18 protein-coding genes and 1 riboswitch are annotated in these 24,567 nt (G+C 63.5%); of the genes, 9 read left to right on the top strand and 9 right to left on the bottom strand.

The window, feature by feature from the left end; genetic code table 11:
- Positions 1-6: 6 nt before the first annotated feature.
- The 5 genes from codA to V7787_RS00335 form a co-directional block, all read right to left on the bottom strand.
- On the bottom strand, positions 7-1,248 hold the full coding sequence (gene codA, locus V7787_RS00355; protein ID WP_198746926.1) for a cytosine deaminase: 1,242 nt from the start codon (positions 1,246-1,248) through the stop codon (positions 7-9).
- Positions 1,249-1,252: 4 nt separating this feature from the next.
- Entirely contained in the window at positions 1,253-2,470 is a 1,218-nt protein-coding gene (locus tag V7787_RS00350; RefSeq protein WP_198746925.1) for a PucR family transcriptional regulator, read from the bottom strand.
- Entirely contained in the window at positions 2,467-3,732 is a 1,266-nt protein-coding gene (gene codB, locus V7787_RS00345) for a cytosine permease (RefSeq protein ID WP_064491986.1), read from the bottom strand. The genes V7787_RS00350 and codB overlap by 4 nt, the downstream gene beginning before the upstream one ends.
- Positions 3,733-3,961: 229 nt before the next feature.
- Positions 3,962-4,627, bottom strand: coding sequence for a thiaminase II (tenA, locus tag V7787_RS00340; RefSeq protein WP_336084705.1), 666 nt, complete (start codon positions 4,625-4,627; stop codon positions 3,962-3,964).
- Positions 4,624-5,271, bottom strand: coding sequence for a TenA family protein (locus tag V7787_RS00335; protein WP_004374380.1), 648 nt, complete (start codon positions 5,269-5,271; stop codon positions 4,624-4,626). Before V7787_RS00335 ends, tenA begins: the two co-directional genes overlap by 4 nt.
- A gap of 78 nt (positions 5,272-5,349) precedes the next feature.
- A riboswitch (TPP riboswitch) is annotated at positions 5,350-5,464 on the bottom strand.
- A gap of 241 nt (positions 5,465-5,705) precedes the next feature.
- On the opposite strand from V7787_RS00335, the gene V7787_RS00330 reads away from it, so the two are divergent.
- The 4 genes from V7787_RS00330 to V7787_RS00315 all read left to right on the top strand — a co-directional run bounded on the left by V7787_RS00330 (position 5,706) and on the right by V7787_RS00315 (position 13,578).
- On the top strand, positions 5,706-9,101 hold the full coding sequence (locus tag V7787_RS00330; RefSeq protein ID WP_198746922.1) for an Ig-like domain-containing protein: 3,396 nt from the start codon (positions 5,706-5,708) through the stop codon (positions 9,099-9,101).
- Positions 9,102-9,156: 55 nt separating this feature from the next.
- Positions 9,157-10,140 (top strand): SCO family protein, encoded by a 984-nt coding sequence (locus tag V7787_RS00325; RefSeq protein WP_336084699.1) that lies wholly within the window; start codon positions 9,157-9,159, stop codon positions 10,138-10,140.
- An 81-nt stretch (positions 10,141-10,221) separates the two neighbouring features.
- Positions 10,222-12,537 (top strand): putative bifunctional diguanylate cyclase/phosphodiesterase, encoded by a 2,316-nt coding sequence (locus V7787_RS00320; protein WP_064491981.1) that lies wholly within the window; start codon positions 10,222-10,224, stop codon positions 12,535-12,537.
- Between the two features lie 90 nt (positions 12,538-12,627).
- On the top strand, positions 12,628-13,578 hold the full coding sequence (locus tag V7787_RS00315; RefSeq protein WP_064492095.1) for a site-specific integrase: 951 nt from the start codon (positions 12,628-12,630) through the stop codon (positions 13,576-13,578).
- On the opposite strand, the gene V7787_RS00310 is transcribed toward V7787_RS00315, so the two are convergent.
- The gene (locus tag V7787_RS00310; RefSeq protein ID WP_064491980.1) at positions 13,568-14,608 is read right to left on the bottom strand and encodes an SMP-30/gluconolactonase/LRE family protein; all 1,041 of its coding nucleotides are present in this window, start codon (positions 14,606-14,608) and stop codon (positions 13,568-13,570) included. The genes V7787_RS00315 and V7787_RS00310 overlap by 11 nt on opposite strands.
- A gap of 127 nt (positions 14,609-14,735) precedes the next feature.
- Here V7787_RS00310 and V7787_RS00305 point away from each other — a divergent pair, with 127 nt between their 5' ends.
- On the top strand, positions 14,736-15,635 hold the full coding sequence (locus V7787_RS00305) for a LysR substrate-binding domain-containing protein (protein WP_336084695.1): 900 nt from the start codon (positions 14,736-14,738) through the stop codon (positions 15,633-15,635).
- 19 nt (positions 15,636-15,654) lie between these two features.
- Here the strand turns inward: V7787_RS00305 and V7787_RS00300 are convergent, their stop codons facing one another.
- Positions 15,655-16,794 (bottom strand): glycerate kinase, encoded by a 1,140-nt coding sequence (locus V7787_RS00300; RefSeq protein ID WP_336084693.1) that lies wholly within the window; start codon positions 16,792-16,794, stop codon positions 15,655-15,657.
- Positions 16,795-16,935: 141 nt separating this feature from the next.
- Positions 16,936-18,033, bottom strand: coding sequence for a sugar diacid recognition domain-containing protein (locus tag V7787_RS00295; protein WP_336084691.1), 1,098 nt, complete (start codon positions 18,031-18,033; stop codon positions 16,936-16,938).
- A gap of 163 nt (positions 18,034-18,196) precedes the next feature.
- On the opposite strand from V7787_RS00295, the gene V7787_RS00290 reads away from it, so the two are divergent.
- The 4 genes from V7787_RS00290 (at position 18,197) to V7787_RS00275 (ending at position 23,498) form a co-directional block, all read left to right on the top strand.
- Complete coding sequence (locus V7787_RS00290) at positions 18,197-19,525, top strand: MFS transporter (RefSeq protein WP_134697726.1); 1,329 nt, start codon at positions 18,197-18,199, stop codon at positions 19,523-19,525.
- A gap of 176 nt (positions 19,526-19,701) precedes the next feature.
- Positions 19,702-21,222: an FAD-dependent oxidoreductase gene (locus tag V7787_RS00285; protein WP_064491975.1), complete on the top strand. Its 1,521-nt coding sequence runs from the start codon at positions 19,702-19,704 to the stop codon at positions 21,220-21,222.
- Between the two features lie 72 nt (positions 21,223-21,294).
- Positions 21,295-22,305 (top strand): aldo/keto reductase, encoded by a 1,011-nt coding sequence (locus V7787_RS00280; RefSeq protein WP_064491974.1) that lies wholly within the window; start codon positions 21,295-21,297, stop codon positions 22,303-22,305.
- Positions 22,306-22,400: 95 nt separating this feature from the next.
- Entirely contained in the window at positions 22,401-23,498 is a 1,098-nt protein-coding gene (locus tag V7787_RS00275; RefSeq protein WP_064491973.1) for an alkene reductase, read from the top strand.
- A gap of 42 nt (positions 23,499-23,540) precedes the next feature.
- On the opposite strand, the gene V7787_RS00270 is transcribed toward V7787_RS00275, so the two are convergent.
- Complete coding sequence (locus V7787_RS00270; protein WP_064491972.1) at positions 23,541-24,521, bottom strand: LLM class flavin-dependent oxidoreductase; 981 nt, start codon at positions 24,519-24,521, stop codon at positions 23,541-23,543.
- Positions 24,522-24,567 lie beyond the last annotated feature (46 nt).

Here is a 24,567-nt window from a genome sequence, read left to right as displayed (position 1 = left end):
ACAGCGTCAGCGCAAACGTTGCACCTGCGCTGGCCTGCGCTGCATCAGCACCTTGCCATTGCGTACCGACACCAACGCGTGTCCCTGGCTGCGCACCATCTCGTAATCATCTGGCGCCGACAGCAGCAACAGGTTCGCCGGCCGCCCCACCTCGATGCCATAGCGCTCGCCCAGGTTAAGGGTGCGGGCGCTGTTGTCGGTAATCAGGTCCAGGCAGCGCTGCAGGTCTTCATACCCAAGCATGTGACAGATGTGCAGGCCGGCTTCGAGAATGCGCAGGATATTGCCATTGCCCAGTGGGTACCACGGGTCGACGATGGAGTCCTGGCCGAAGCACACGTTCATGCCGGCGCGGTCGATCTCGGCCACGCGGGTCACGCCACGACGTTTCGGGTAGTTGTCGAAGCGCCCTTGCAGGTGAATGCTCTCGGTCGGGCATGACACGAAGTTGATGCCCGACAGCTTGAGCAGGCGGAACAGCTTGTAGCAATACGCATTGTCATACGAGCCCATGGCCACGGTGTGGCTGGCCGTGACCCGGGGCCCCATGCCGCGTACCCGTGCTTCTTCGGCCAACACTTCGAGGAAGCGTGATTGGGGGTCGTCGGTCTCGTCGCAGTGCACATCCACCAGGCAGCCGGTACGCTCGGCCAGGTCCATCAGGAACTTCACCGACGATACCCCCTGGTCGCGGGTATTTTCGAAATGCGGAATGCCGCCGACGACGTCTGCGCCAATCGCCACGGCCTCAGTCATCAGCGCCCGGCCGTTGGCGTACGACTCGATGCCCTCCTGCGGGAAGGCGACAATCTGCAGGTCGATCAGCTCACGCACTTCGTCGCGTACCTCGACCATGGCCTTGAGCGCGGTGAGTTTCGGGTCGGTCACATCGACATGGGTGCGCACATGCTGGATACCGTGGTCCACCAGCATGTCGATGGTTTTTTTCGCACGGGTCTTGATGTCGTCGTGAGTGGTGATTTCCTTGCGCTCCGACCAGCGCTCAATGCCTTCGAACAACGTGCCGCTCATGTTCCACTTCGGCTCACCCGCGGTCAGCGTGGCATCAAGATGAATGTGCGGCTCGACAAAGGGCGCGACCACCAGGTTTTGCCCGGCGTCCAGGTCATTGGCCGTAGCAGGCGCCACGACGTCGGTCTGGGGCACGATGGCGGCAATGCGCTCGCCGTTCAGTTCGACGCGGAACAGGCCAGGCTTGCCGCGCAGGCGTGCGTTGATGATGTTCATGCAGTTACTCCTTGCCGTGGGCTTCGCTCATGCGCCATACCAGCATGGCGACCGAAGCATTCATGCGAAAAAGCGGGTCGTCCAGCGACTGCCCGCTCAGTTGTTCGATGCGCTGGATGCGCTGATTGATCGTGTTGCGGTGCAGCCCCAGACGCTGTGCGGCCTTGAGCCCGTTGCCATTTTCCATGAGCAAGGCGTCGAGGGTATGCACCAAAGCATGGGCGTGTTTGCGCCCAGGGGCGATCAGCGGGCCGAGGGTGCGGCTGACGAAATCATCGACCAGCGAGCGGTCGACAATACCTTGCAGCAGGCGCAATACGCCGAGCTCGCTGAAGTTGCAATAGCCGTTGGCCGGGCGCAGATGCTGCGCCACATCCAGCGCCTGGCGTGCTTCGTTGAGGGCCTGGCGATAGTGCGCGCAATCGTCAGCGAGGCTCGACAGGCCCATGTAAAGGCCCAGGTCACCTGTCGCGGCTTGCAACTGCCGGTACAGCGCACCCAACGTCTCGGGTAAGTCGTGTGTATCGGCCAGCAGCACCACGAACAGGTCGCCCGGTAACTGCGCCGTCACACTGCCTGGCCGCTGGCGGCACCAGGCTTCGAGCTGGTCTTCCAGGGCCTGGCGGGTGGCTTGCCAGGTACGCTCGCCGTGCGCCAGGCCGTGGCGCTCGAACAAGCCGTCCACGCCCGTCAGGCGCAAAGCCAGCAGGCGCCGCGGTTTATCCAGCGCCAGTTGCAGGTGTGCTGCCCGCTGCCGGGCAATTGCCAGGCTCGGGTAGTCGCCTGTGAGCAGTTGGCCAAGGATGTCGTTGCGCGAGCGGCGTACCTGGCTCATCTGCACCAGTGCAGTGCCGATCAGGTGGGTGACCACCACCATCTTCAGCGCGTAGGGCTGTTCGATCAATGGCAAGCCCAGTTGCTCGGCGCGCGCGACAACGGGCGCCGGGATGCTCTGGATGAAACTGCCGCCGGTGAGAATCACCATGCCGGCAATGCCCACGGCGTCGCCATCCTCCACCAGGCTCAGCAGGTTGGCTTCGCCGCGCGGGTGGTTGATGCCGGTGACGAATACCAGTTCACCGCCCATCACCCATTCGGCGATACCCTCGTTCTCCGCCACGTAAGGCCAGCGTACCCGCCGCTGCAGGTTGCGCGCTCCGGCCCGCACCTGCATTTCGTGCAGACCGGGCAAATGCAGGATCTCGTCCAGCGCCAGGCTCACGGCTCGACGCCCGCCTGGCCCGGCGCGCGGCGGCGTGCGCCCAGCTCCAGAATGACGATGTAGCACACTGCCGAGGCAGCGATGCCCACCAGCGGCGCGACCCACGGTGAGGCATAGGCCAGTACAGCGCCCACGGCATAGGCAAACAGCCCGGTGAGGTTGTAGCGAGGCAGGTTTGCCGTACCCAGTGCCGGGTATTTGCCGCGGTGGCGGTACCAGAAATCAGCCATGATCACCCCACCCACCGGCGGAATGATCGACCCCAGCAGCACCAGGAACGGGATCAGCATTTCGTACATGCCACCCATCGCCAGCACAATGCCAACCCCGGCCGCCACCAGCGTTGCCGTGCGCCGGCGCTCGCTGCGCAACAAGTGGCAGGCGGCGGCCGACACGTTGTAGATGGTCGGACCCTGAATGGTCCACAGGTTCAGGCACAGCATCACCACGGCCGCGAACGACAGGCCCTGCAGCATCATCACGTCGACGATATCGGCCTGCTGATAAACCATCGCGCACCACGCCCCGGCCACCACCATCAGGCCGTTGCCAAGGAGGAATGCCACCACGCTGGCGATCACCGCTACCCGGCCACTGCGTGCCAGCCGTGTCCAGTTGGTGGCTTGGGTGGCGCCACTGGCGAAGGTGCCGAAGACCATGGTCACTGCCGCCGAAAAGGTCATGGTTTCATGCGGTACTACTGCAGCCAGGCCGGCAAAGCCACCGGCATCGCGGGTGGCGATGTACATGGACACCAACAGCAGCACGAACATCAATGGCACCGACACCCGCGACAACACGTCCAGCCCTTTGAAACCGATAATGGCCGTAATGCTGAAACCCAGCCCGAACAGCACCATCAACGGCATGCCGAAGCCATCCGCCAGCCCCAGCAGCTTGACCAGCACGATGGCCACCGTGGCCGTACCCCAGGCATACCAGCCCAGTTCGGCAAAACCCAGCAGAAAGTCCGAGAGCCGGCTCCCCGCTTCACCGAAACAGAAGCGTCCCATCAACACGGTATTCAGCCCGCTGCGCGAGGCAATGAAGGCCAACACTGCGGCATACAAGGCAAGCAAACTGTTGCCGAGGGTAGCCACCCACAGCATGTCGACAAAACTGAATGCCATGCCCAGCTTGCCGCCGGCGAACATCGTGCCGGTAAAGAAGGTGAAGCTGAACAAGACCATCGCGATCGGCAGCAGGCCCTTGCGGGCGGACTGGGGGGCTTCGCTGAGGGGAAATTCGCTGGGTGAGCTCATTGCACGGGGGCTCCGGGTGTGTAGTTGGGAGCAGAAAGAGCAATATGCGGGCCGCTTTTCCCTGCGCCGCCACCCGGAAGAAATCGGGCTGCTCGCCCAGAAATCCATATGCACTGTGCACATTAAAGCTGCGATCTGACGATCTGAAGTGTGCGGGACGACTTATTTTGAGGCGCCCATGCACCAAAGCGGGCCTGGGCTGGGTAGTAATCACCCAGCCCACGGCGGTTTACACGGTCCCGTCCAACCCCATTTGCCAGAAATCAGCCTCCAGGCTAGAGGCCTGTCCAAAAATCCCTGCCAGTTCGGCGAACCGCTGCTCGGTCATGCTGCGCGCTGCCAGTTCGTCCAGGTGCTTGCGCGCTGCTGCGGCCACCCCTTGGTAGCCCTCCCCGGCATACTCGCCAATCCACTCGCGGTAGGGGTGATTGCTCAAGTCGCCAATGCGCCCGGCCAGGGTCCGGCCGATTTCGGCATAGCCGATCACGCAAGGTGCCAGTGCCACATGCAGCTCCAGCAGGTCGCCGGCTGCGCCGCAGTCCAGCACATAACGGGTGTATGCCACCGTGGCCTGATGCTCTGGCGCGGCCTCGATGTCTGCCTGGGTCAAGCCCCAGCGCGCGCACAGGCGCAAGTGCAGCTCGGTTTCATCCAGGATCGCCGACAGCCCGGCCTGCGCTGCACGAATGTCGGCCGGGCGGCGGCTTTTGTAGGCGGCCAGCGCCCAGGCGCGGGCGAACTGGATCAGGAACAGGTAATCCTGCACAAGGTAGGTCCGGAACGCTTCCTCGCTCAGCGTGCCCTCGCCCATCTGCCGCACGAAATCATGGTCTACGTAGCGGTTCCATTGTGGTGTGGCAGCAGCCTTGAGGCGCTCGAAGATATCCATGCTCATTTGCCCTCCGGATAAACTGCATCGAAGAAAGCCAGCTCCAGCGCCACCGTGCGCTGGTAGAAGTCACTTGCCAATGCGGCCTCCTGCGGGCCGACGCGGTCCAGCTCGGCCTGCAGGAAAGCGACGAATGCCTGGAATGCCGGGTTGTCATGCAGGGTAATCCACTCGGCATGGACGAAGTTGTCCGGCATCGGTTTCGGCGCCTTGAGCGCCCAGTCCAGGTACAGGCCTTCGGCAACGTTCAGCACCGCCAGTGCCGCTGCATAGGAACGGGTGGCTGCCGCTTCGCGCATGATCGCCTTGAAACCTGCGGTAGGCGCGGTATCGGCCGGTTCACTGCGTTGCGCCGGGCTGACACCCAAGGCCTCGAAGGCACGCAGGAAGTATGTGTTCTCGTCACTGCAGATCATCCCGGCAAAGCGGCCGAAACGCAGGCGGGCTTCAAACGTGTCAGCGGTGGCGATGGCCGCGCCTAGCAGGGTCACGAAGCTGTCGAGGAAACGGTGGTCCTGAACCAGGTAGTCGACCATGATCGGGTCAGGCAGGCTGCCGTCGCACAATCGGGTCACGAAACGGTGGCCAACGGCCGCCGACCAGGTCGGCTCGCTCTGGCGGCGCAGGGACTGGCTGAAACGTTCGGTCATGTTGCTGTCCTTGATGAGGGTGACAGCGAGACCTTGGCAATTGACATGGACTGGCCTCGCAGTGAGGCCGGCAAAAAGGCAGGTTACAAGCCCCATCCCTTCGCCGGCATGATCCGGATCAGGTTCGAAGGGTCACCGCGCTGTGGCGTTCAGCGGTTTCTCAGCCCATTGCCGGGCTCCCCTTGGTAGCGCTCAGGTATACCCGAGGGCGCCGCGCATGTCACTCCCCAAACTGTGGGCAATGCTGACCCGCTAATGGGTATCTGTCCCCATTCTTGACGCTCCATTTTTTAGTGCACGCCAGACACTGCAAGGTTTTGTATGTCAAAGCATTACTGAAATATCTGTTGGCATAGCTGTTGCTGATGGCCATTTAACGGGCAAAACGCCATTGATGGCTTAAGGCCCTACGGCCGCAAAAGAGGCTTAAGCCAATGAAAACACCTGCTGCGAGTCACGCGTCCAGACGCGCGTTCCATCTATCCTCCGTCACTGCGCTGATGATCAGCCTCGGGTTGATCACGGCCATGGCAGCCCCCCTCGACGACAACAGCATGCCACCGCCGACCGACCCGTCGGCCTACACCGACCAGCCGGACGACCCGACCGCTGCCTTGCTTGAGCTGAACACCATGCCGGAGGCCAACGAAGGCTCGCTGGAGCTGACCGATGGCGTGTATGGCGACCGCAACACGGTACGCACCGACAACGTGCTGCCGCCTGCCCTGCAAACGTCGGACAAGTACCCTACCAACGGCAAACCCAGCCCGTTGTTCGGTGCGCAACCTTTCACCCAGCAACTGTTGCTGTTCGAAGAATTCGGACCAGAGAAGCTCGACCCGACCACGCCGGTGCCCGATCTGAGCTTCCCGGTACCGACCCTCGGCGCGGCCCCCGCCCAAGACCCCAACGTGGTGGCACGCAGCGGCCCCAGTGGCAACGCACTGGAAGCGTTTCTCAAGCAACCCGGGCTGTACCCGTTCCCGACCCAGTACGCCAACGTGCTGGACCGCAACCCATGGAAGGCGCAGATCGAGATGTTCCTCAACCGCCAGCCGGTCGGCTCGCCCGCTGAAGGCCGGCCACCAGGAAAAGGCTGGTCGCACCAGCGCTGGAACGAGTTCTACCCGCAGGCAGCGTTCAAGACCGCCCAGGCCGGTGCGCGCATCAACCTCGGCCTGCGCGACCGCAAGCAACTGCACAACTATGCCGTCGGTGAATTCGCCCCGGGAGGCCTGTACTACCAGACCTCCGACATTCCGACCACGCTGGGCACCACCAAGGGCATCGACACACGCTTCCATCCGAACATGCCGCTGCAAAACCACAAATCGCTGTGGACCTTCGACGGCACTTTCCCGCCCAAGCTGCTGATGGTGCGCTACGGCCAGCCGATCCTGATGCGCCATTACAACGCCCTGCCAATTGACCCCTCGGCCAACGGTGGCTTTGGCCTGCATACCATCTCGACCCACGAGCACAACGGCCACTCCCCGGCCGAAAGCGACGGCTTTGCCAACGCGTACTTCTTCCCTGGCCAGTATTACGACTACCGGTGGCCGGTGCAGCTGGCCGGCTACGACACCATCAACACCCGTGCCCAGGACCCGCGTGCCGCTTTCCCCTGCTCGCCGGGTGAAACCTTGTTCGTCAACGATGGTTCACCGGGCCTGAAAACCTGCGAGAACGGCAGCATCAAGATTCGTGGCGACTGGCGCGAAACCATGAGTACCCACTGGTTCCACGACCACATGATGGATTTCACGGCGCAGAACGTCTACAAGGGCAACGCCGTGATGATGAACTACTACAGCGCCCTGGACCGCGGCAACGAGGCCCTGCAGGACGGCGTCAACCTGCGCTTCCCAAGCGGTTCAGCCATGCCTTGGGGGAACCGTGACTATGACGTCAACCTGGTGATTGCCGACAAAGCCTGGGATGCCAATGGCCAGCTGTGGTTCAACCCGTTCAACACGGACGGCTTCCTCGCTGACCAGATTCTGGTCAACTGGCAGTACAAGCCCAGGCTCAAGGTGCGTGCGCGCAGTTACCGTTTCCGTCTCCTCAACGGCTCGGTGTCACGCTACTTCAAGTTCGCCGTGGTGCGGGAGATTGCCGGTACCAGTGGTGAGTTCAAAGGCCCGTCCGGCTCCAACCTGTCGTATGCGCGGGTGCCGTTCCACATGATCGCCAACGACGGCAACATCATGGAACACGCGGTGCCATTCGACGGCACGATGGACCTCAATGGTGACGGCAACCTGCAGGACAACAACGGCGTCTTGCCGGTGCAGGCCATTGCCGAGCGCTACGACATCATCATCAACTTCGCCAAGAACGGCATCAAGGCAGGCGACAAGCTGTACTTCGTCAACCTGATGGAGCACGACTCCGGCAAAGGTCCGAAGCAAGCTATCCCGTTGGCCGACGTGCTGTCGGAAAAATACAAGGCGGTGATCAAGCAGACCAGCAAAGGCCCGCAGTGGGACAACGGCGATCCGGCAGTCGGCAAGTTTCTGCAACTGTGGGTGCAGCCGTACACCGGCCAGGACCTGAGCATGGACCCGGTAGCCTATGAGCCGGCCAAGCCAGGCAAGGCTGCAGGCCTGAAAATGCTGCCCCTGCCAATTGACCGCGACGCCGCAGCCGACCAGGCCAAACTCAAGGATGCCCGCCACCGCGAGTTCATCTTTGGCCGCTCTGACGGCACGGACACCACCCCGTGGACCATCAAGACCGACGGCGGCTTTGGCTACAGCATGGACCCACGCCGTATCAGTGCCGCACCGCAACTGGCCAACCAGTCCACCGACGGTGGTTTCAGCGGCGACGGCACCCTGGAAGTGTGGAAGATCGTCAACGGCGGCAATGGCTGGAGCCACCCGGTACACGTGCACTTCGAGGAAGGCGTGATTCTTAGCCGCGACGGCAAGGCCCCGCCAGAATGGGAAAAATGGGCGCGCAAGGATGTGTACCGTATCGGGTCGGAACCTGATTCGTCCGAAGAGGTGGAAATGGCCATCCGCTTCCGCGAGTTCGCCGGCACCTACATGGAGCACTGCCACAACACCCAGCACGAGGACTCTTCGATGCTGCTGCGCTGGGACCTTGAGCACCCGGGGCAGTTCCAGGTAATGCCCACCCCGCTGCCAGGATGGGATGGCGTGCGTTACATGGCCTCGGTAGGCCTGCCAACGTTCCGCACCAAAACCCATGACGACGATGACGACCCGGCCAACAAACCACCTGTCGTGGCCAACGACAGTGCCGCAACGACTGCAGGCAAGCCGATCACCCTGAACGTGCTGGCCAACGACAGCGACCCGGACGGCAACGTACCGCTCACGGTCACCGGCCTCAGCCAGCCCGACTCCGGCCAGGGAACCGTGAGCACGGACGGCAGCACAGTGACGTACACCCCACCCGCTACGGTCGCCACGCCGTTCACGGCCAGCTTCAATTACACGGCGCGTGATACCAAGGGGGCCGAGTCGGTGACCCCGGCCACGGTCAGCATCGCCGTCACCCCAGCAGCGGCGGCCGACGAGCTCAAGGTCACCAGTGCCACGGTGCAACTGCGTAGCGGCAACCGTTTCACCTGGGATGTGCAGGGGACAACCACGGTGGCCACGGGCAACAGCATCAGCGTGACTGCAGCAACCACCGGTGGTCCGGTAAGCCTGGGGAACGCGACGCTGACTGCCACGGCTACGGGGGCCCGTTGGCGAGTATCGGTGACCACCACCGGCTTTGGCCCGGCCACGCCAGCGACGGTCACGGTGAAATCGACGCTGGGCCAGACGGTGACAGCGCCAGTCACATACAAGTGAGTGCAAAGCGGGGCCGCCATGCGGCCCCCATCAGCCAACCCACGAGGACCCCATCATGCCCGGCTCATGGCGATTCCTGCTGGTACTCGCGTTGTTCGCCGCCAGCATGCCGTTCTGGCCGCTGCAACCCCAACGAACGGTGGCCGAAGCAGCGGCCTCTCCCTGGGGGGCCAGCTATTTCCCCAACATCCCCCTGCTCACCCAGGATGGCGAAAAAGTGCATTTCTTCGACGACCTGATCAAGGACAAGGTGGTCGCCATCAACTTCATCTTTACCGGCTGCTCCGATTCCTGCCCAGTGGAAACCGCGCGCCTGCGCCAGGTACAGAAAATCCTCGGTGACCGGGTCGGCAAAGACATCTTCCTCTACTCCATCAGCATCGACTCTTATAACGACACCCCCGCCACCCTCAAGCGCTATGCCGAAAAGTTCGGCATCGGCCCAGGCTGGACCTTGCTGACCGGCGAACCCGACGACATCGAGCAACTACGCCGCAGCCTGGGGCTGTGGATCGATGGCCTGGAAAACGGCCGCTCCAAAGACCACAACCTGAGCCTCATCATCGGCAACCAGGCCACCGGCCGCTGGATGAAAGCCTCGCCTTTCGAAAGCCCGTACATCCTCGCAGACCGCCTGGGCAACAGCCTGCACAACTGGAAGCAGGCCAGCGCCATGAGCAATGACTACGCTGAGGCTCCGCAAATCCGCTCACCCAGCAGCGGCGAGCAGATATTCCGTACCCGTTGCTCGTCCTGCCATACCGTGGGCAACACCGAGCCAGGCCAGCCAGGCATCGGCCCCGACCTGCTGGGCGTGACCCGTCAGCGTGACGCCAACTGGCTGGTCCGCTGGCTGAAGGTGCCCGACCAGATGCTGGCCGAAAAAGACCCCTTGGCCATGCTGCTGTTCGAACAATACAACCGCCTGGCCATGCCCAACATGCGCTTGGGCGATGCCGAAGTTAGCGCATTGATGAGCTACCTCGAAGAGGAAACGGCTCGCCTGCAAACACCCATGGCTAATAGGGAAATCCCCTAAAGGCTATTAGCCACCAGTCATCAGACTGTCATCTTATTGTCGTATTTTCCGAGCATCACCCAGGGTCGGGAACTATCAGCAGTGATTCGCCGTTCGCTTTCCTCCACCAGCCTTCTGCGACTGCTGATCCTGATGCTCTGTGCAGCGACCCTGGCGTTTCTCTGGGGGCTGCACGTCACCCAGAAAGCCACCGCCCGACAGAATGCACTGTCGGCCAAGGCCATCGAGCACCTGAACCTGGCCAGCATCGTGGGCGAAAACCTGCGACAGCTTGTCGACCGCGCCCAGGCGGTGGGTCGTGTGACCCAGGACGACATGAAAGCGCGGCGCCAAGGCAACCTCAGCCTGGCAGCAGACCCAGTGTTCAAGCGCTTGAGCCTGTACGACCGACAAGGCCGGCTGCTAGCGGCCAGCCATACCGATGAGGCCGCCGAGTTGCCGGCAGACTGGTTGCGCCAACTGCAGCGGCACATTGACCGCTACGGTTTCAAACCTTTCCTGCCGAGCATTCAGCCTGTCAGCCAAACCGCTGCCCTGCCCACTTGGCGCCTGCCCTTCCTGCTGCCGTTGACCAATTCGACCGGCCGGGAAATCGACAACATTTTGCTGGTGCACTTGGACGTCGGCTACCTGGCGGTGCTGTTCCAGCCTATCGACCTGGGCAACAGTGGCCTGGTGCGTCTGCTGCAGGATGACGGCCTGGAGCGGCTGCGCATCGACAACAGCGGCGTGGTGACTGCCGGCGACCTATTGCAGCCCCCGCTGCCGGCGCTAGACACCGAAGCGGGCATGCTGACCCAGTACGTAGCGGGTGATGCCTACCAAAGCGTGTACCGCCGTGTACCTGAGCAAGGCTTCAGCGTGGTGGTCAGCCAGCGCCAGGCAGAAATCCTCGCACCCTCGACGCTGGCCTATTCCCGGCAGTTCTGGTTGAACCTGAGCATGACCCTGATGATCCTGGCCAGCCTGCTATGGACCTTGCGCCTGCTGCGCAAACGCCAGGAGGCGTTCGACGCGCTGGAACATGCCCAGCAAGTCAATCAGCAGCTGATCGTGCGCCTGGAGGACGAACACCGGCGCAGCAGCCACGCCGCCGCCACCGACCACCTCAGTGGCCTGCACAACCGCCGCCAGTTCGTCGAAGTGGCCAGTCAGGTGCTGACTCGGCAACGTGGCAAGCGCAGACTGATGGCGATCCTGTTCATCGACATGGACCGCTTCAAGTCGATCAACGACTCGCTCGGCCACAAGATTGGTGACCTGCTGCTACAGGCTGTGGCCGGGCGTATCCAGCGCCTGCTGGAGCCCGGCGACGAAGCTTCGCGGTTTGGCGGCGACGAATTCGTGGTGTTGCTGGCCGGTGAGCGCAGCGAGGAGCAGATCAACGCCTGGGTCCACGAACTGGTGCAGAAACTGTCGGCCACCTACGCCCTGGATGGCCAAGAGGTCAACACCAGCCCCAGTGTAGGGGTGAGCATCTGTCCGCGTGATGGCCAGGACATCGACAGCCTGATACGCAGTGCCGATGCGGCCATGTACTCGGCCAAGCAGGCAGGGCGCGCGCAGTATCGCTTTTTCGACCCCTCGCTGAACCTGGCCGATATCCAGGCGTTCACCCTTGAACAGGCCTTCGGCAGTGCCTTGGCCGAGCGCCAGTTCGTGCTGCACTACCAGCCGCAGATGCGCCTCGACACCCACCAGGTGCAGGGCTACGAGGCGCTGGTGCGTTGGGATCACCCCGAGTTCGGCCTGCTGTACCCGGACCGCTTCATCGACCTGGCCGAGCGCAGTGGCTTTATAGTCGAGCTGGGTTGGGAAGTACTGCAGCTGGCCTGTGAAGCCTTGTCGAGCTGGGATGCCCAAGGCCGCAAGACACGGCTGGCCGTCAATGTCTCCGCCCTGCAACTGCGTCAAGCCGACTTTGCTGACCGGCTGCTGAGCAAGTTGCAGCATCATGGCATCGCGCCTCAGCAGCTGGAGCTGGAAATTACCGAAACCACCATCCTCGACCCCGAAGGCACGGCGGTGGCGCACCTGCATACGTTGCGCGGCGCAGGTCTGGGTATCAGTCTGGACGATTTTGGCCGTGGTTACGCCGGCTTTGCCCACCTGCATTCACTGCCCCTGAGCAAGCTGAAGATCGATCGTTCGCTGATCGCGGCGCTGTCCAACAGCCATGACGACAGCCCAATCGTGTCCTCCACCATCATCCTGGCCAAGCGCCTGGGCCTGGAAGTGGTGGCCGAGGGGGTGGAAACCCGTGAACAGGTGGTGTACCTGAAGCTTGCCGGCTGCGATATCGCCCAGGGCTACCACTTCAGCCGGCCACTGTCGCTGCCGCAGCTGTGGGCTTACCCGCCCTTCAACGGTATCGAGGACAAGGCATGCGTGTACTGAGCGCAACGGCAGGCTTGCCGAGGGCGTTGGGCAAGGACAGGCAACGCATTTCGGTTTATCGTGTACCGATCACACACCGACACCCGCACCATGACCGATATCGAGCGCTACCTTCGCGCCGCCACCCGTGACAACACCCGGCGCAGCTACCAGGCCGCCATCGAGCACTTCGAGAGCCATTGGGGCGGCTTTCTCCCGGCCACCGCCGAGAGTATCGCCCGCTACCTGGCCGATCACGCCGACCAGCATGCAGTCAGTACCCTGCGCCAACGCCTGGCCGCGCTCAGCCAATGGCACGTCGCCCAAGGCTTCCCCGATCCGACCAAGGCGCCATTGGTGCGTCAGGTGCTACGCGGCATCCGCACCCTGCACCCGACGCCACCCAAACAGGCCGCCCCGCTGTTGCTGCAACACCTGCAAACCGCTGTGACGTGTTTCGAAGAAGAAGCCCGACAAGCCCGCGAGCATCATGATTTGGCAGCCCTGCGCCGGGCTCGCCGTGACAGCGCCTTGCTGTTGCTGGGTTTCTGGCGTGGTTTTCGCGGCGATGAGCTGGCACGCCTGCGCATCGAACACATCCAGGCACAAGCCGGTGTCGGCATCACGCTTTTCCTGCCGCGCAGCAAGGGCGACCGCGAAGCCTTGGGCGTACAGCACCGCACCCCTGCCCTCAAGGCCTTGTGCCCTGTCACTGCCTACCTGCAATGGCTTGAAGTCGCCGGTATTGCCCATGGGCCGGTGTTCCGCAAACTCGACCGCTGGGGCAACCTTGGCGACAGCGCGCTCAACAGCAACAGCCTGGTCGGCCTGCTGCGGCGCATGCTGGAACGCGCCGGGGTGCCGGCGGCGCTGTATACCGGCCACTCGCTACGGCGTGGCTTCGCCACCTGGGCCACGGCCAATGGTTGGGAACTGAAGTCGCTGATGAGCTATGTGGGCTGGAAAGACGCCAAGTCGGCGCTGCGCTACATCGACTCGGCGCAGCGTTTTGGCGAACTGGCCGTGCTACCGGCCAGTCAGGTGCAACCGCTTATTCCTTGAAGCTGTGCCTGGCGACGCCGCCCGTTTCCGGGCGGATGGCATACAGGTCGCCAGCGTCCGGATAATGGTGCAGGTCTTCTGGCGTCATGTCGTAACGCGCGGTGCTGATGTACAAGGTGTTCATCCCGGGCCCGCCAAAGCAGCAACTGGTGGGGCACGGTACTGGCATCAACACCTGGTCGGTCAGGTACCCGTGGCGGTCGTAGCGCAGCAGGCAGCTGCCATGGTACTGGCACACCCACAGCCCGCCTTCGCGGTCCAGCGCCAGGCCATCCGGCCGCCCCAGTTCGGCGGGGGTTTCGGCAAACAGCGTGACAGCGCCCAGCCGGCCTTCGATGAGGTACTCGGCGCGGTAGATCGCACGCGCCGCCGAATCGACGAAGTACACCGTATGGCCGTCTTGCGACCAGGCAAGGCCGGTGGGCAAGCCCATGTCATCGTGGATCACCTGGTCGCTCAATTGCCAGTCAAAGCGAAAAAGCGCCCCGGTATTGCCACTGAGGGCCTCGTCCATCAGGCCAGTGACGAAGCGTCCCTGTGGGTCGCAGGCGCCATCGTTGAAGCGGTAAGTCGAGCGCGGATGGACCGATGCCGAATGCTGGCTCACCTTGCGCGTTGGCACATCGAAGAGGGCCACGCTGGCATCCTCGGTGAAAATCAGGTTGCCCCGGTCGGTCAGCGCCAGGGCGCCAATGCGCGCGGCAGACTCGTAAAGGCACTCGACTTCGCCATCGGGTGTCAGGCCGTTGATGCGCCCGCCAGAGATATCGACAAAGTACAGCACGCCGCTGCGTTCATCCCAGACCAGGCTTTCACCAAGGTCCGCGCGCGTGTTGGCCACTTTGACCGGCACGTAACTGCATTCCTTGATGCGGCTCCAGCGCTCGGCCACCTGCACACGGCCAAGGTCCCGAGGGTGGCTGACACTGCTGTGTTCGTTGAAGCGCGTGGCGATGTGCTGGCTATTGCTGGCGCGCAAGGTGCAATCAGTGGGATGGCACAGCGCACCGGCCAGGTGAGTAACGGGCATTTCTGGCTACCTTCAATTCTCCTTTCTTACGATATCAACAAAAAAATCAATGACTTAATATTAAAAGCATGCAACTTTGATATCCCATGGATATCACCGCCGAGTCGCCACGCTGCAGGAATGCTGGATGATCGAAACACGCTTGCTCAGGCAGTTCATCGCCGTGGCCGAAGAGCTGCACTTTCACAAGGCCGCCCAGCGCCTGCACATGGCGCAACCACCGCTGAGCCAGGCGATCAACCGGCTCGAGGAAAAGCTCGGTTTCGGCCTGCTTCTGCGCAACAAGCGCGGGGTGCGCCTGACCGCAGCGGGTGCAGCGTTTCTCGATACCGCCTACCGCACGCTTGCTGAACTGGAACAAGGGATCGAGTACGCGCGCAACGTTTCTGCGGGGGGCAGCGGCAAACTGACCATCACGGCCATTTCCATCGCTTATTACGATTCGCTGCTCAACCGCTTGCGCCGCTTTCGGGAGACTTATCCAAACGTACAGCTGACCATCCGCGAGATGCCATCTGCCTCTCAGGCCAAGGCCTTGCTGGCCGGTGAGGCGGACATCGGCTTCATGCGCAGGCTACCGCTGCCGGCCGGCACCCTGGAGGCTCGCTTGCTGCTTGATGAGCAGATCGTCATGGCGCTGCCCGCCAGCCATCCCAAGGCGCGGCACGAGGCCGTCGACTTGCGCGAGTTTGCCGATGAGGACTTCGTGTTCACCCCGCAAGCGCTGGGCGGGGGCTACCACGCACAGTTGGTTGCGCTGTGCGAGTCGGCCGGGTTCTACCCCAAGGTCGTGCAGGAGGCGGCGCAGATCCACACCCTGCTGGGTCTGGTGGCCTGCGGCTTTGGCGTGGCCCTGGTGCCGGAGTCGTTCGTCCGCTCGACCCCACGCGAACGCGTGCGGTTTTGCCCGATCCGCCCTATCGATGACCAGCCCGCCCCAGGGCTTGGGCTGTACATGAAATGGAGCGCCCAGAATGCTTCGCCAGCGCTGGCCAACTTCATTGCCATGTTCGAGACGCAGCAATAAGGCCATTTCTACAGGGTGTTCAGCCTCGCTTCGCGCAGCGCCACAGCCGACCGATATCACAGGCCCTGGCCTGCAACAGCTCGGCAGCATTTGCACACGCCTGCTCCAGGCTCATCGGTCCGCTGGCCAGGGCAAATGCAGCGTCGACCCCATGGGCATACAACTGCTGATACCCCTCCCCCAAGTTCCCGGCCAGTACCACCACCGGCACGCCATGGCGCTTGGCAACCCGTGCCACCCCCATCGGCGTCTTGCCGCGCAGTGTCTGGGCATCGAAACGCCCCTCGCCCGTCACCACCAGATCTGCCCCCTGCGCCAGGGCGTCAAGGCCAGCCAGCTCAGCCACGACTTCCACCCCGGGGCGGAACTGCGCGTCCATGAATGCCCGGGCAGCGAAGCCCATGCCACCGGCCGCGCCACAACCAGGGTAATCGCGCACATCCTCGCCCAACAGCAGCGCACAATGGTCGGCAAAATGATTCAGCGCGTGGTCCAGCGCCTCCACTTGCTGCGGGTTGGCACCTTTTTGCGGGCCGAAGATGGCCGATGCGCCGTTGGCGCCACACAAGGGGTTGTCGACATCCGCCGCGACTTCAAACTGCACCCCGGCCAGGCGCGGGTCGAGGCCGCTGGCGTCGATACGGGCCAGCTTGGCCAAGGCCAGGCCGCCCTCTTCCAGCGCTTGCCCGTCAGCATCCAGCAGGCGCAGGCCAAGTGCTCGCAACATGCCACTGCCGGCATCGTTGGTGGCGCTGCCGCCGATGGCCAGCACCACACGCCGGGCGCCGGCGTCGAGGGCTGCGGCAATCAGTTCACCGGTACCCCAGGTGCTGCTGCGGCAAGCATCGCGCTGGCCGGTTGGCACCCGTTGCAGGCCACTGGCCTGGGCCATTTCGATGATTGCGGTGCGACTTTGCGGCAACCAGCCCCAGCCAGCCTCGACATGCTGCCCCAATGGCCCGCGCACGGTCTGGCGGCGCAATTCACCGCGGCTGGCGGCCAGGATCACCTCCACGGTGCCTTCGCCACCGTCGGCCATTGGGCACTCGACCAGTTCAGCCTCCGGCCACGCTTCGCTCAGGCCCGCAGCGATGGCGCGGGCGACACCGGCAGCGTCGAGGCTGTCCTTGAACGAGTCGGGGGCAATGACGATCTTCATGGGGTTTCTCCTGTCCTGATGAGCGGCATGCTGACAGGTGGCAGCCAAGGTGACCTCGGTCAAATGCACAAAACGCCGGCCGGGTTGTTTGGGCAGATGCCTTTTTGCCTGTTCTGGCGCAATCGCCGGCAAGTGAACACTTCAGTCAGCTGGCAACAGCTGCAACCCCAGATACAAGCTGAGCATCCCTTCCAGGCGCAGCGGGTCGACCTCACCCAGCTCGGCTATGCGCTCCAGTCGATAGCGCAGGCTGTTGCGGTGGATGCCCAGGGCATCGGCACAGGACTGGCTCTGGCCGTCATGGGCACACCAGGCGCGCAGGGTGGCGAGTAACTGGCCACTGCTGTCCTTGGCGCGGATGCGCTGCAACGGCTCCAGCAGCTCGTCCAGCGCGTCGTCGTTACGGTGGCGCCACAGCAGCGCCGGCAGCCGGTAGCGCTGCAGGCTGAGCAATCGTTCGCTGGGCAATACCTCGCGGCCGTAGGCCAGCAAGTCACGCACCCGGCGGTAACCACGGCGTAACTGCTCCAGGCTCTGCGCTGCACTACCCAGCGCCATTCGCTCAATGTCCCAGCCGTGGCGTTGCAGGCGTTCCAGCAGGCGCAGTTCATCCAGGGCCACGCCTGCCGGGCGGCACCACAGCAACGACTGGCGAGCCGGGCTGACGCACCAGCTATCCGGATAACGGCTCATCAACCATGCGGCCAGCGCCTCGGCAGGTGGCCCGGAAGTAATCTCGAACAGGCACGGTATCCGCGGTAGCTGAGGTTTCAGGCCCAACTGACGGGCTTCGTCCAGCAAGCGCGGGGAGTTACCGCTGCCGCCGAGCAGTAGCGCCAGCAGGTCGTCACAGCGCTGCCTTCGCCATTGCTGGTCAGCCTGTAAATTGCGTTGGGCCAGCAGCATTTCGGCGGTCATGCGCACCAGCTCGCCATAGGTGCGCACCTGCTGCGGGTCGCCAGTCAGGCCCAGCACGCCCATCAGCCGCCCATCGAGCATCAATGGCAGGTTCACGCCGGGCTGCACGCCCTTCAGGCACTTGGCCGCGTCGCTATCCAGTTCGACGATCCGGCCATTGGCCAAGACCAGCTGCGCGCCCTCGTGACGGGTGTTGATGCGCTCCGGCTCACCGCTGCCCAGGATCAACCCCTGGCTGTCCATGACATTGACGTTGCAAGGCAAGATGGCCATTGCCCGGTCAACGATATCCTGCGCCAGGTCATGGTCGAGTTCGAACATTGCGTGTTCCTTTAGGTGTTTGGCTTTTGGGCTCGGGCACAGCAGCCTGGGCCAAGCGCTGTGCAAAAGCACAAAGACAGGCTGGCCGCAGTCCCCGAGACTCGTCAGGGCGAGCGCCGGAACAGGCGACGCGGCGAAAACCATAACAACAGAGAACCCGATCATGGCACACAGCCCCGCCCCTGACCAAGGCACGGACACCACCCGCAACGCGCTGTACCGGCGTATCACCTTGCGGCTGATTCCGTTCATTTTCATCTGCTACCTGTTCAACTACCTGGACCGCGTCAACGTCGGCTTTGCCAAGCTGCAGATGCTCGACGCCCTGAAATTCAGCGAAACGGTGTACGGCCTTGGCGCCGGCATCTTCTTCATCGGCTACGTACTGTGTGGCCTGCCAAGCAACCTGGCCCTCAACCGCTTCGGCCCACGGCGCTGGATCGCGCTGATGATGATCGCCTGGGGCAGCCTGTCCACCTGCCTGCTGTTCGTCACTACCCCTGCCGAGTTCTACACCCTGCGCCTGCTCACCGGCGCTGCCGAAGCCGGCTTCTTCCCGGGTGTGGTGCTGTACCTCTCGCGCTGGTTCCCGGCGGCCCGGCGCGGCCGCATCATGGCCCTTTTCATGTCGGCGATCCCGGTATCGGGCCTGCTTGGCGGGCCGTTCTCCGGCTGGATCCTCGAACATTTCGCCGCCGGCCAGCACGGCCTGGCCGGCTGGCAGTGGATGTTCCTGATCCAGGGCCTGCCGACCGTGGCCTTGGGCGTACTAGCGGTGTTCCTGCTCAGTGACGGCTACCAGAAAGCTGCCTGGCTGAGCCCGGCTGAACGTCAGCTGATCGCGGCCGACCTGCAGGCCGATGCCGCAAGCAAACCGCACACCACCAGCGACAGCGTGCTGGCCGTGTTGACCAACCCGCTGATCTGGACCTTCGGCTTCGTCTACTTCTGCATCCAGAGCGGCGTGTACGCGATCAACTTCTGGCTACCCTCGATCATCAAGAGCATGGGCTTCGACAACCCGCTGCTGATCGGCTGGCTCAGCGCCATCCCGTACCTGCTGGCGGGTGTGTTCATGATCCTTTGCGGGCGCTCGGCCGACCTGCGCAACGAGCGCCGCTGGCACCTGGTGGTGCCAATGCTGATGGGCGCCGTCGGCCTGCTGATTGCGGTGAACTTCGCCGGCAACCCGACTATTGCCATTCTTGGCTTGTCGATCGCCACGATGGGCGCGCTTACCGGTTTGCCGATGTTCTGGCCAATGCCGACTGCGCTGCTCAGTGCCGGAGCCGCCGTGGCAGGTCTGGCGATCATCAACTCGGTAGGCCAGATGGCGGGGTTTCTCAGCCCGTACCTGGTCGGGTTCATCAAGGACCAGACCGGCTCAACCGATGCCGCACTGTATTCGCTCGCGGCGTTGATCGTATTGGGTAGCCTGGTGGCCTTGCGTGTAACACGAGCGGGTTCGCTGAGTACTGCACGGGCGAGTTGAGGCATTGGCCGCTTGCCCACACCCACAGGTTTTCAAGCCTGTGGGCGCGGGCAAGCCTGCAAAGAGACCCACCCAAGCCACACCCAATCGACACCCTCCACCGATCGTCAGCTCAACGCATCCCCTTCTCGCCCCAGGCGTCAAATGGTTCCAAAGGCCCCTTTGGAGAAGCCCCCATGACCCAGTACGCCGTGGCCCGCTTGGCCCAGCTCGACGAACACCGCCCCCTGCGCGTGCAGGCCGGTAGCGAAGAACTCATCCTCGTCCGCCAAGGGGAGCAGGTACACGCTTATCAGGGCAACTGCCCCCATGCCGGGGCCCCACTCGACGAAGGCGTAGTCTGCGGTGGCCTGCTGGTCTGCCCTTGGCACAAAGCTGCGTTCGCCGTTGACGACGGCGTGGTTTGTGAGCCGCCTGCACTCGCCGACCTGCGCCGCTACAAGGCGTGGATCAAGGGCGATGAAGTCTGGGTCGATGACCAGCCCCTGTCGGCAACCGAACCGCCCAGGCACAGCGATGCCCGCTGTTTTGTGGTGGTCGGCGCCGGGGCCGCCGGCAGCGCCGCCGTCGCCACGCTGCTGGCTCATGGCTTCGCGGGCAGGCTGGTATGGATCGACCAGGAGCGCCAGCCGGCCTACGATCGCACAGCACTGAGCAAATTCGTGATTGCCGGGCAGATGCCGCCCGATGAGGTCCCCGCGCTGCTCGAAGCCGACGCCCTGCGCAAGGGCCAGCTGGAGCGCAAGTACGGCAAGGTGCGCACCCTGAACAGCCAGAAGCGCCAGGTCACCCTCGCCGATGGTCAGCAGATCGATTACGACGCCTGCCTGCTGGCAACCGGCGGTAAAGCACTGCGCCCAGACATTACCGGTGCCGACTTGCCCGGGGTGTTCACCCTCCGCTCGCTGGAAGATGCTGCACAGTTGCTCGACGCAGCCGAGCCTGGCCAACCGGTGGTCATCGTCGGTGATGGCTTCATCGGCCTGGAGGCAGCCTCGGCATTGCGCAAGTATGGCTTGCAGGTGCACGTGGTCTCGCGCCACGAAGTCCCTCTGGCCCGACAGTTGGGCGAGCGGATCGGGCGCTGCATTCGCGCGCTGCATGAACGAAAAGGCATCACCTTCCACGGCCCCACCGAGGTCGAGCGGATCGAAGGCCTGGACAAGGTCGAAGCGGTGCAACTGGCCAATGGTGAACGGCTGCAGACCCCCTTGGTGCTGCTCGGCACCGGGGTAAAGCCCGCCACCGCGTTCCTTCAAGGCGTGCCGCTTGGCGAAGACAAATCGGTGAGGGTCGACGCAGAAATGCGCGCAGCCGACGGTTTGTGGGCCGCCGGTGACATCGCCACGTTCCCGCTCACGGGGCGCCCGGTGCGCATCGAGCACTGGCGCCTGGCCCAGCAACACGGGGTTATCGCCGCCGCCAACATGCTTGGCGAACAACGCCGTTATGCCGATGTACCGTTCTTTTGGACCTACCAGCATGGCCGTACCTATGAAGTGTTAGGCCATGCCAGGGACTGGAACCGCATCGAATTCGTCGGTGAGCCGGAAAAAGGCGATTTCGTTGCCCTGCAGTGTGTGGATGAGCGCGTCGAGGCCGTTATCGCCAAGGGTTACTCCGATGCCATGGCAACGCTGTCGCAACGCCTGAAGCGCCCCTTGAGCCTGCAGGAGGCTTTGGCGCTCATTGGCTGAGGGGCGCCTTTCAATGCTTCCCGGTTGTGTGTAAAACAGGTAGGTCAGCCGACTGCATAAGGACCCACGCGCATGATCTACCGCCCCCTCGGCCACAGTGGCCTGCAGGTTTCCGCCCTTACCCTGGGCAGCATGATGTTCGGCGAGCAGACCAGTACCGAGGATGCCCTGCGCATCATCGACAAGGCCTGGGACCAAGGCATCAACTTCATCGACACCGCCGACGTGTACAACGCCGGGCGCTCGGAAGAAATCGTCGGTGAAGCCGTGGCGCGCCATCGCCATGATTGGATCGTCGCCAGCAAGGTCGGTTTCGGCCCGGCCGACGGCCTGCCTAACCGCAGCGGGTTGTCGCGCAAGCACATCTTCAATGCCGTGGATGCCACGCTGACCCGCATGGGCATGGACTACCTGGACATCTACTACCTGCACCGCGAAGACCACAGGGTACCGCTGGAAGAGACCGTGCAGGCCATTGGCGACTTGTTGCGCCAGGGCAAGATCCGCTACTGGGGGGTGTCCAATTTCCGTGGTTGGCGCATTGCCGAGGTCTGCCATGTTGCCGAGCGCCTCGGTGTGCCCAGGCCGGTAGTCAGCCAGCCGCTGTACAACATCGTCAACCGTCAGGCCGAGCCCGAACAGCTCACGGCCGCCGCCGCCCATGGTCTGGGCGTCGTACCCTTCAGCCCGCTGGCCCGGGGCGTGCTCAGTGGCAAGTATGCGCCGGGCGCGGTGCCGGATGCCGGTAGCCGCGCAGGGCGGCAGGACAAACGCATCATGGAAGTGGAGTGGCGCCAGGAGTCGCTGACCATTGCCCGGCAGATTCAGACGTATGCAGAGGCCAAGGGGGTGGGTATTGTCGAATTCGCCATTGCCTGGGTGTTGAATAACCAATGGGTCAGTTCCGCGATTGTCGGGCCGCGGACCGAGGAGCAGTGGGATACCTATGGCGGCGCATTGGCGGTGAAGATTACCGCGGAGGATGAGGCATTCATCGATTCGTTGGTAACGCCAGGGCATGCGTCCACGCCGGGCTTCAATGACGTGGCGCATTATGTGAGTGGGCGGCTGGCACGCAGCTGACGCATTGGGGAGCCCTGAGCCGGGCTCCCGGTCCCCCCTTTCCCCAATCACCCCGGTATCGTGCGCACCATTGGTTTTCCACCTCTGGAGCTGCAATGAAACTCTTGCAACCGCTGCAAATCGGCCCACTCACCCTGCCCAACCGCGTATTCATGGCCCCCCTCACCCGCCTGCGCAGCCTGGAGCCGGGTGATGTACCCACCGCGCTGATGGCCGAGTACTACCGTCAGCGTGCCAGTGCTGGGCTGATCATCACTGAAGCCACGCAAATCTCCTTCCAGGCCAAGGGCTATTCGGGCTCGCCCGGCATTCACAGCGCCGAACAGATCGCTGCCTGGAAGCACATCAACGAAGGCATCCATGCCGATGGCGGCCACAGCGCCGTGCAGGTGTGGCACACCGGGCGTGTGTCGCATACCTCCCTGCAACCTGGCGGCAAGGCACCCGTGGCCCCTTCGGCACTGCCGGCAGATGCACGCACCACCCTGCGTGACGCGCAAGGCAACCTGACGCGCGTGGAAACCTCCGCCCCCCGGGCGCTCAGCGAAGCGGAGATCGCTGGCATCGTCGCAGACTTTGGCCAGGCCGCGCTCAACGCCCGTGAAGCCGGCTTCGACTTCATCGAGTTGCACGCCGCCCACGGTTACCTGCTGCACCAGTTCCTCACCCCCAGTGCCAACCAGCGCGAAGACCGCTACGGCGGCAGCGTTGAAAACCGTGCGCGCATTGTGCTGGAGGCGGTGGACGCGGCCATTGCCAACTGGAGCGCCGACCGAGTCGGTATTCGCGTGTTCCCGTTGGGTGGTTTCAATGGTGTGGACAATGGCGAAGACCAGGAAGCCGCCGGCCTGTACCTGATCCGCGAACTGGCCAAGCGCAACCTCGCCTACCTGCACCTGTCCGAGCCGGACTGGGCCGGTGGCAAGCCACTGCGTGACGAGTTCCGCCAGGCCATTCGCGCCGCCTACCCCGGGGTGATCATCGCGGCCGGTGCCTACACCGCCGAGAAAGGCGAAGACCTCATCGGGCGGGGTTTGATCGATGCCGTGGCGTTCGGGCGCGCCTACATTGCCAACCCCGACCTGGTGGAGCGTCTGCGGCTGCAAGCGCCGCTGAATGAGCACCGGGCGAAGTTCGATTATGCCAATGGGCCTGAAGGGTATACGGATTATCCGTTCCTGAAGCAGGCTTGATGCAAAAACGGGCGCTCTTGCGGGCGCCCGTTTTTTGTCGTGTCAGCCCAGTTCAGCCAGCGCCTGCGCGGCATAGGCGTGTGACCGCTGCCGCGCCAGGGGGTCATGGATGCGGCAGTCGATCATCAGCTCGTCCGCCCCGGTCTGCTCGATCAGCGAGCGCAGCCCTTCCCTCACCCGTTCGGGCCCTCCGGCTACGGTGCAGGCCATCACCTGATCGAGCACGGCGCGCTCGTGGTCCGGCAAGCGTTCGATGTAACCCTCTTGCGGCTTGGGCAGCAAGCCAAAGCGCCCGACATGCAGGTCCAGCATCCACTTGCGGTGGGAGCTGGCCAGGTAGTGCGCCTCAGCATCGCTGGCAGCGGCGAACAGGTTCATGCCAACCATCACATAGGGTTTGGCCAGTTGCGCGGAAGGCTGGAAGTTGGCGCGGTAATGGGCAATGGCTTGCAGCAGGTAACGCGGGGCAAAGTGCGAGGCGAAGGCATAAGGCAGGCCCAGCTTCGCCGCCAGGTCAGCACCGAACAGGCTGGAACCGAGGATCCACACTGGCACATCGTGCGCACCCGGTACGCCGCGCACCCGGCGTTTGCCGTTATCCGCCAGGTAATCACGCAGCTCGGCGATGTCCTGGCTGAAATCACGCTCTGGCGCGGCGCCGCGCAATGCCCGCACGGTCGGCCCGGACGTGCCTGGCGCACGGCCCAGGCCCAGGTCGATACGGCCTGGGTGCAATGTATCGAGGGTGCCAAACTGTTCGGCCACCACCAACGGCGCATGGTTGGGCAGCATGATGCCGCCAGCACCCACACGAATGTGTCGGGTGGCGTTGGCGATTTCGTTGATCACCAGCGACGTGGCAGCCGAGCCAATGCCCGGCATGTCATGGTGCTCGGCGATCCAGTAGCGGCTGTAGTGCTGTTGCTCGACATGCCGCGCCAGCTGGCGGGATTCTTCGATCGCGTCGGCGAAGGTCTTGCCTTCGCCGATCATGACCAGATCCAGTACGGACAGTGCAGTCATGGGGTCTCCAGAGGGATTATCAGTGGCTGCCAGTTTCCATGCTGCG

Source organism: Pseudomonas sp. CGJS7, from assembly GCF_036961695.1.
This window is presented reverse-complemented; position numbering and strand designations above follow the sequence as displayed.

Excerpts from the sequence above, each read along its gene's own strand:
- codA (WP_198746926.1), bottom strand. The coding sequence starts at position 1,248 with ATGAACATCATCAACGCACGCCTGCGCGGCAAGCCTGGCCTGTTCCGC.
- codB (WP_064491986.1), bottom strand. The coding sequence starts at position 3,732 with ATGAGCTCACCCAGCGAATTTCCCCTCAGCGAAGCCCCCCAGTCCGCC.
- tenA (WP_336084705.1), bottom strand. The coding sequence starts at position 4,627 with ATGAGCATGGATATCTTCGAGCGCCTCAAGGCTGCTGCCACACCACAA.
- V7787_RS00335 (WP_004374380.1), bottom strand. The coding sequence starts at position 5,271 with ATGACCGAACGTTTCAGCCAGTCCCTGCGCCGCCAGAGCGAGCCGACC.
- V7787_RS00330 (WP_198746922.1), top strand. The coding sequence starts at position 5,706 with ATGAAAACACCTGCTGCGAGTCACGCGTCCAGACGCGCGTTCCATCTA.
- V7787_RS00325 (WP_336084699.1), top strand. The coding sequence starts at position 9,157 with ATGCCCGGCTCATGGCGATTCCTGCTGGTACTCGCGTTGTTCGCCGCC.
- V7787_RS00315 (WP_064492095.1), top strand. The coding sequence starts at position 12,628 with ATGACCGATATCGAGCGCTACCTTCGCGCCGCCACCCGTGACAACACC.
- V7787_RS00310 (WP_064491980.1), bottom strand. The coding sequence starts at position 14,608 with ATGCCCGTTACTCACCTGGCCGGTGCGCTGTGCCATCCCACTGATTGC.
- V7787_RS00305 (WP_336084695.1), top strand. The coding sequence starts at position 14,736 with ATGATCGAAACACGCTTGCTCAGGCAGTTCATCGCCGTGGCCGAAGAG.
- V7787_RS00300 (WP_336084693.1), bottom strand. The coding sequence starts at position 16,794 with ATGAAGATCGTCATTGCCCCCGACTCGTTCAAGGACAGCCTCGACGCT.
- V7787_RS00295 (WP_336084691.1), bottom strand. The coding sequence starts at position 18,033 with ATGTTCGAACTCGACCATGACCTGGCGCAGGATATCGTTGACCGGGCA.
- V7787_RS00290 (WP_134697726.1), top strand. The coding sequence starts at position 18,197 with ATGGCACACAGCCCCGCCCCTGACCAAGGCACGGACACCACCCGCAAC.
- V7787_RS00285 (WP_064491975.1), top strand. The coding sequence starts at position 19,702 with ATGACCCAGTACGCCGTGGCCCGCTTGGCCCAGCTCGACGAACACCGC.
- V7787_RS00280 (WP_064491974.1), top strand. The coding sequence starts at position 21,295 with ATGATCTACCGCCCCCTCGGCCACAGTGGCCTGCAGGTTTCCGCCCTT.
- V7787_RS00275 (WP_064491973.1), top strand. The coding sequence starts at position 22,401 with ATGAAACTCTTGCAACCGCTGCAAATCGGCCCACTCACCCTGCCCAAC.
- V7787_RS00270 (WP_064491972.1), bottom strand. The coding sequence starts at position 24,521 with ATGACTGCACTGTCCGTACTGGATCTGGTCATGATCGGCGAAGGCAAG.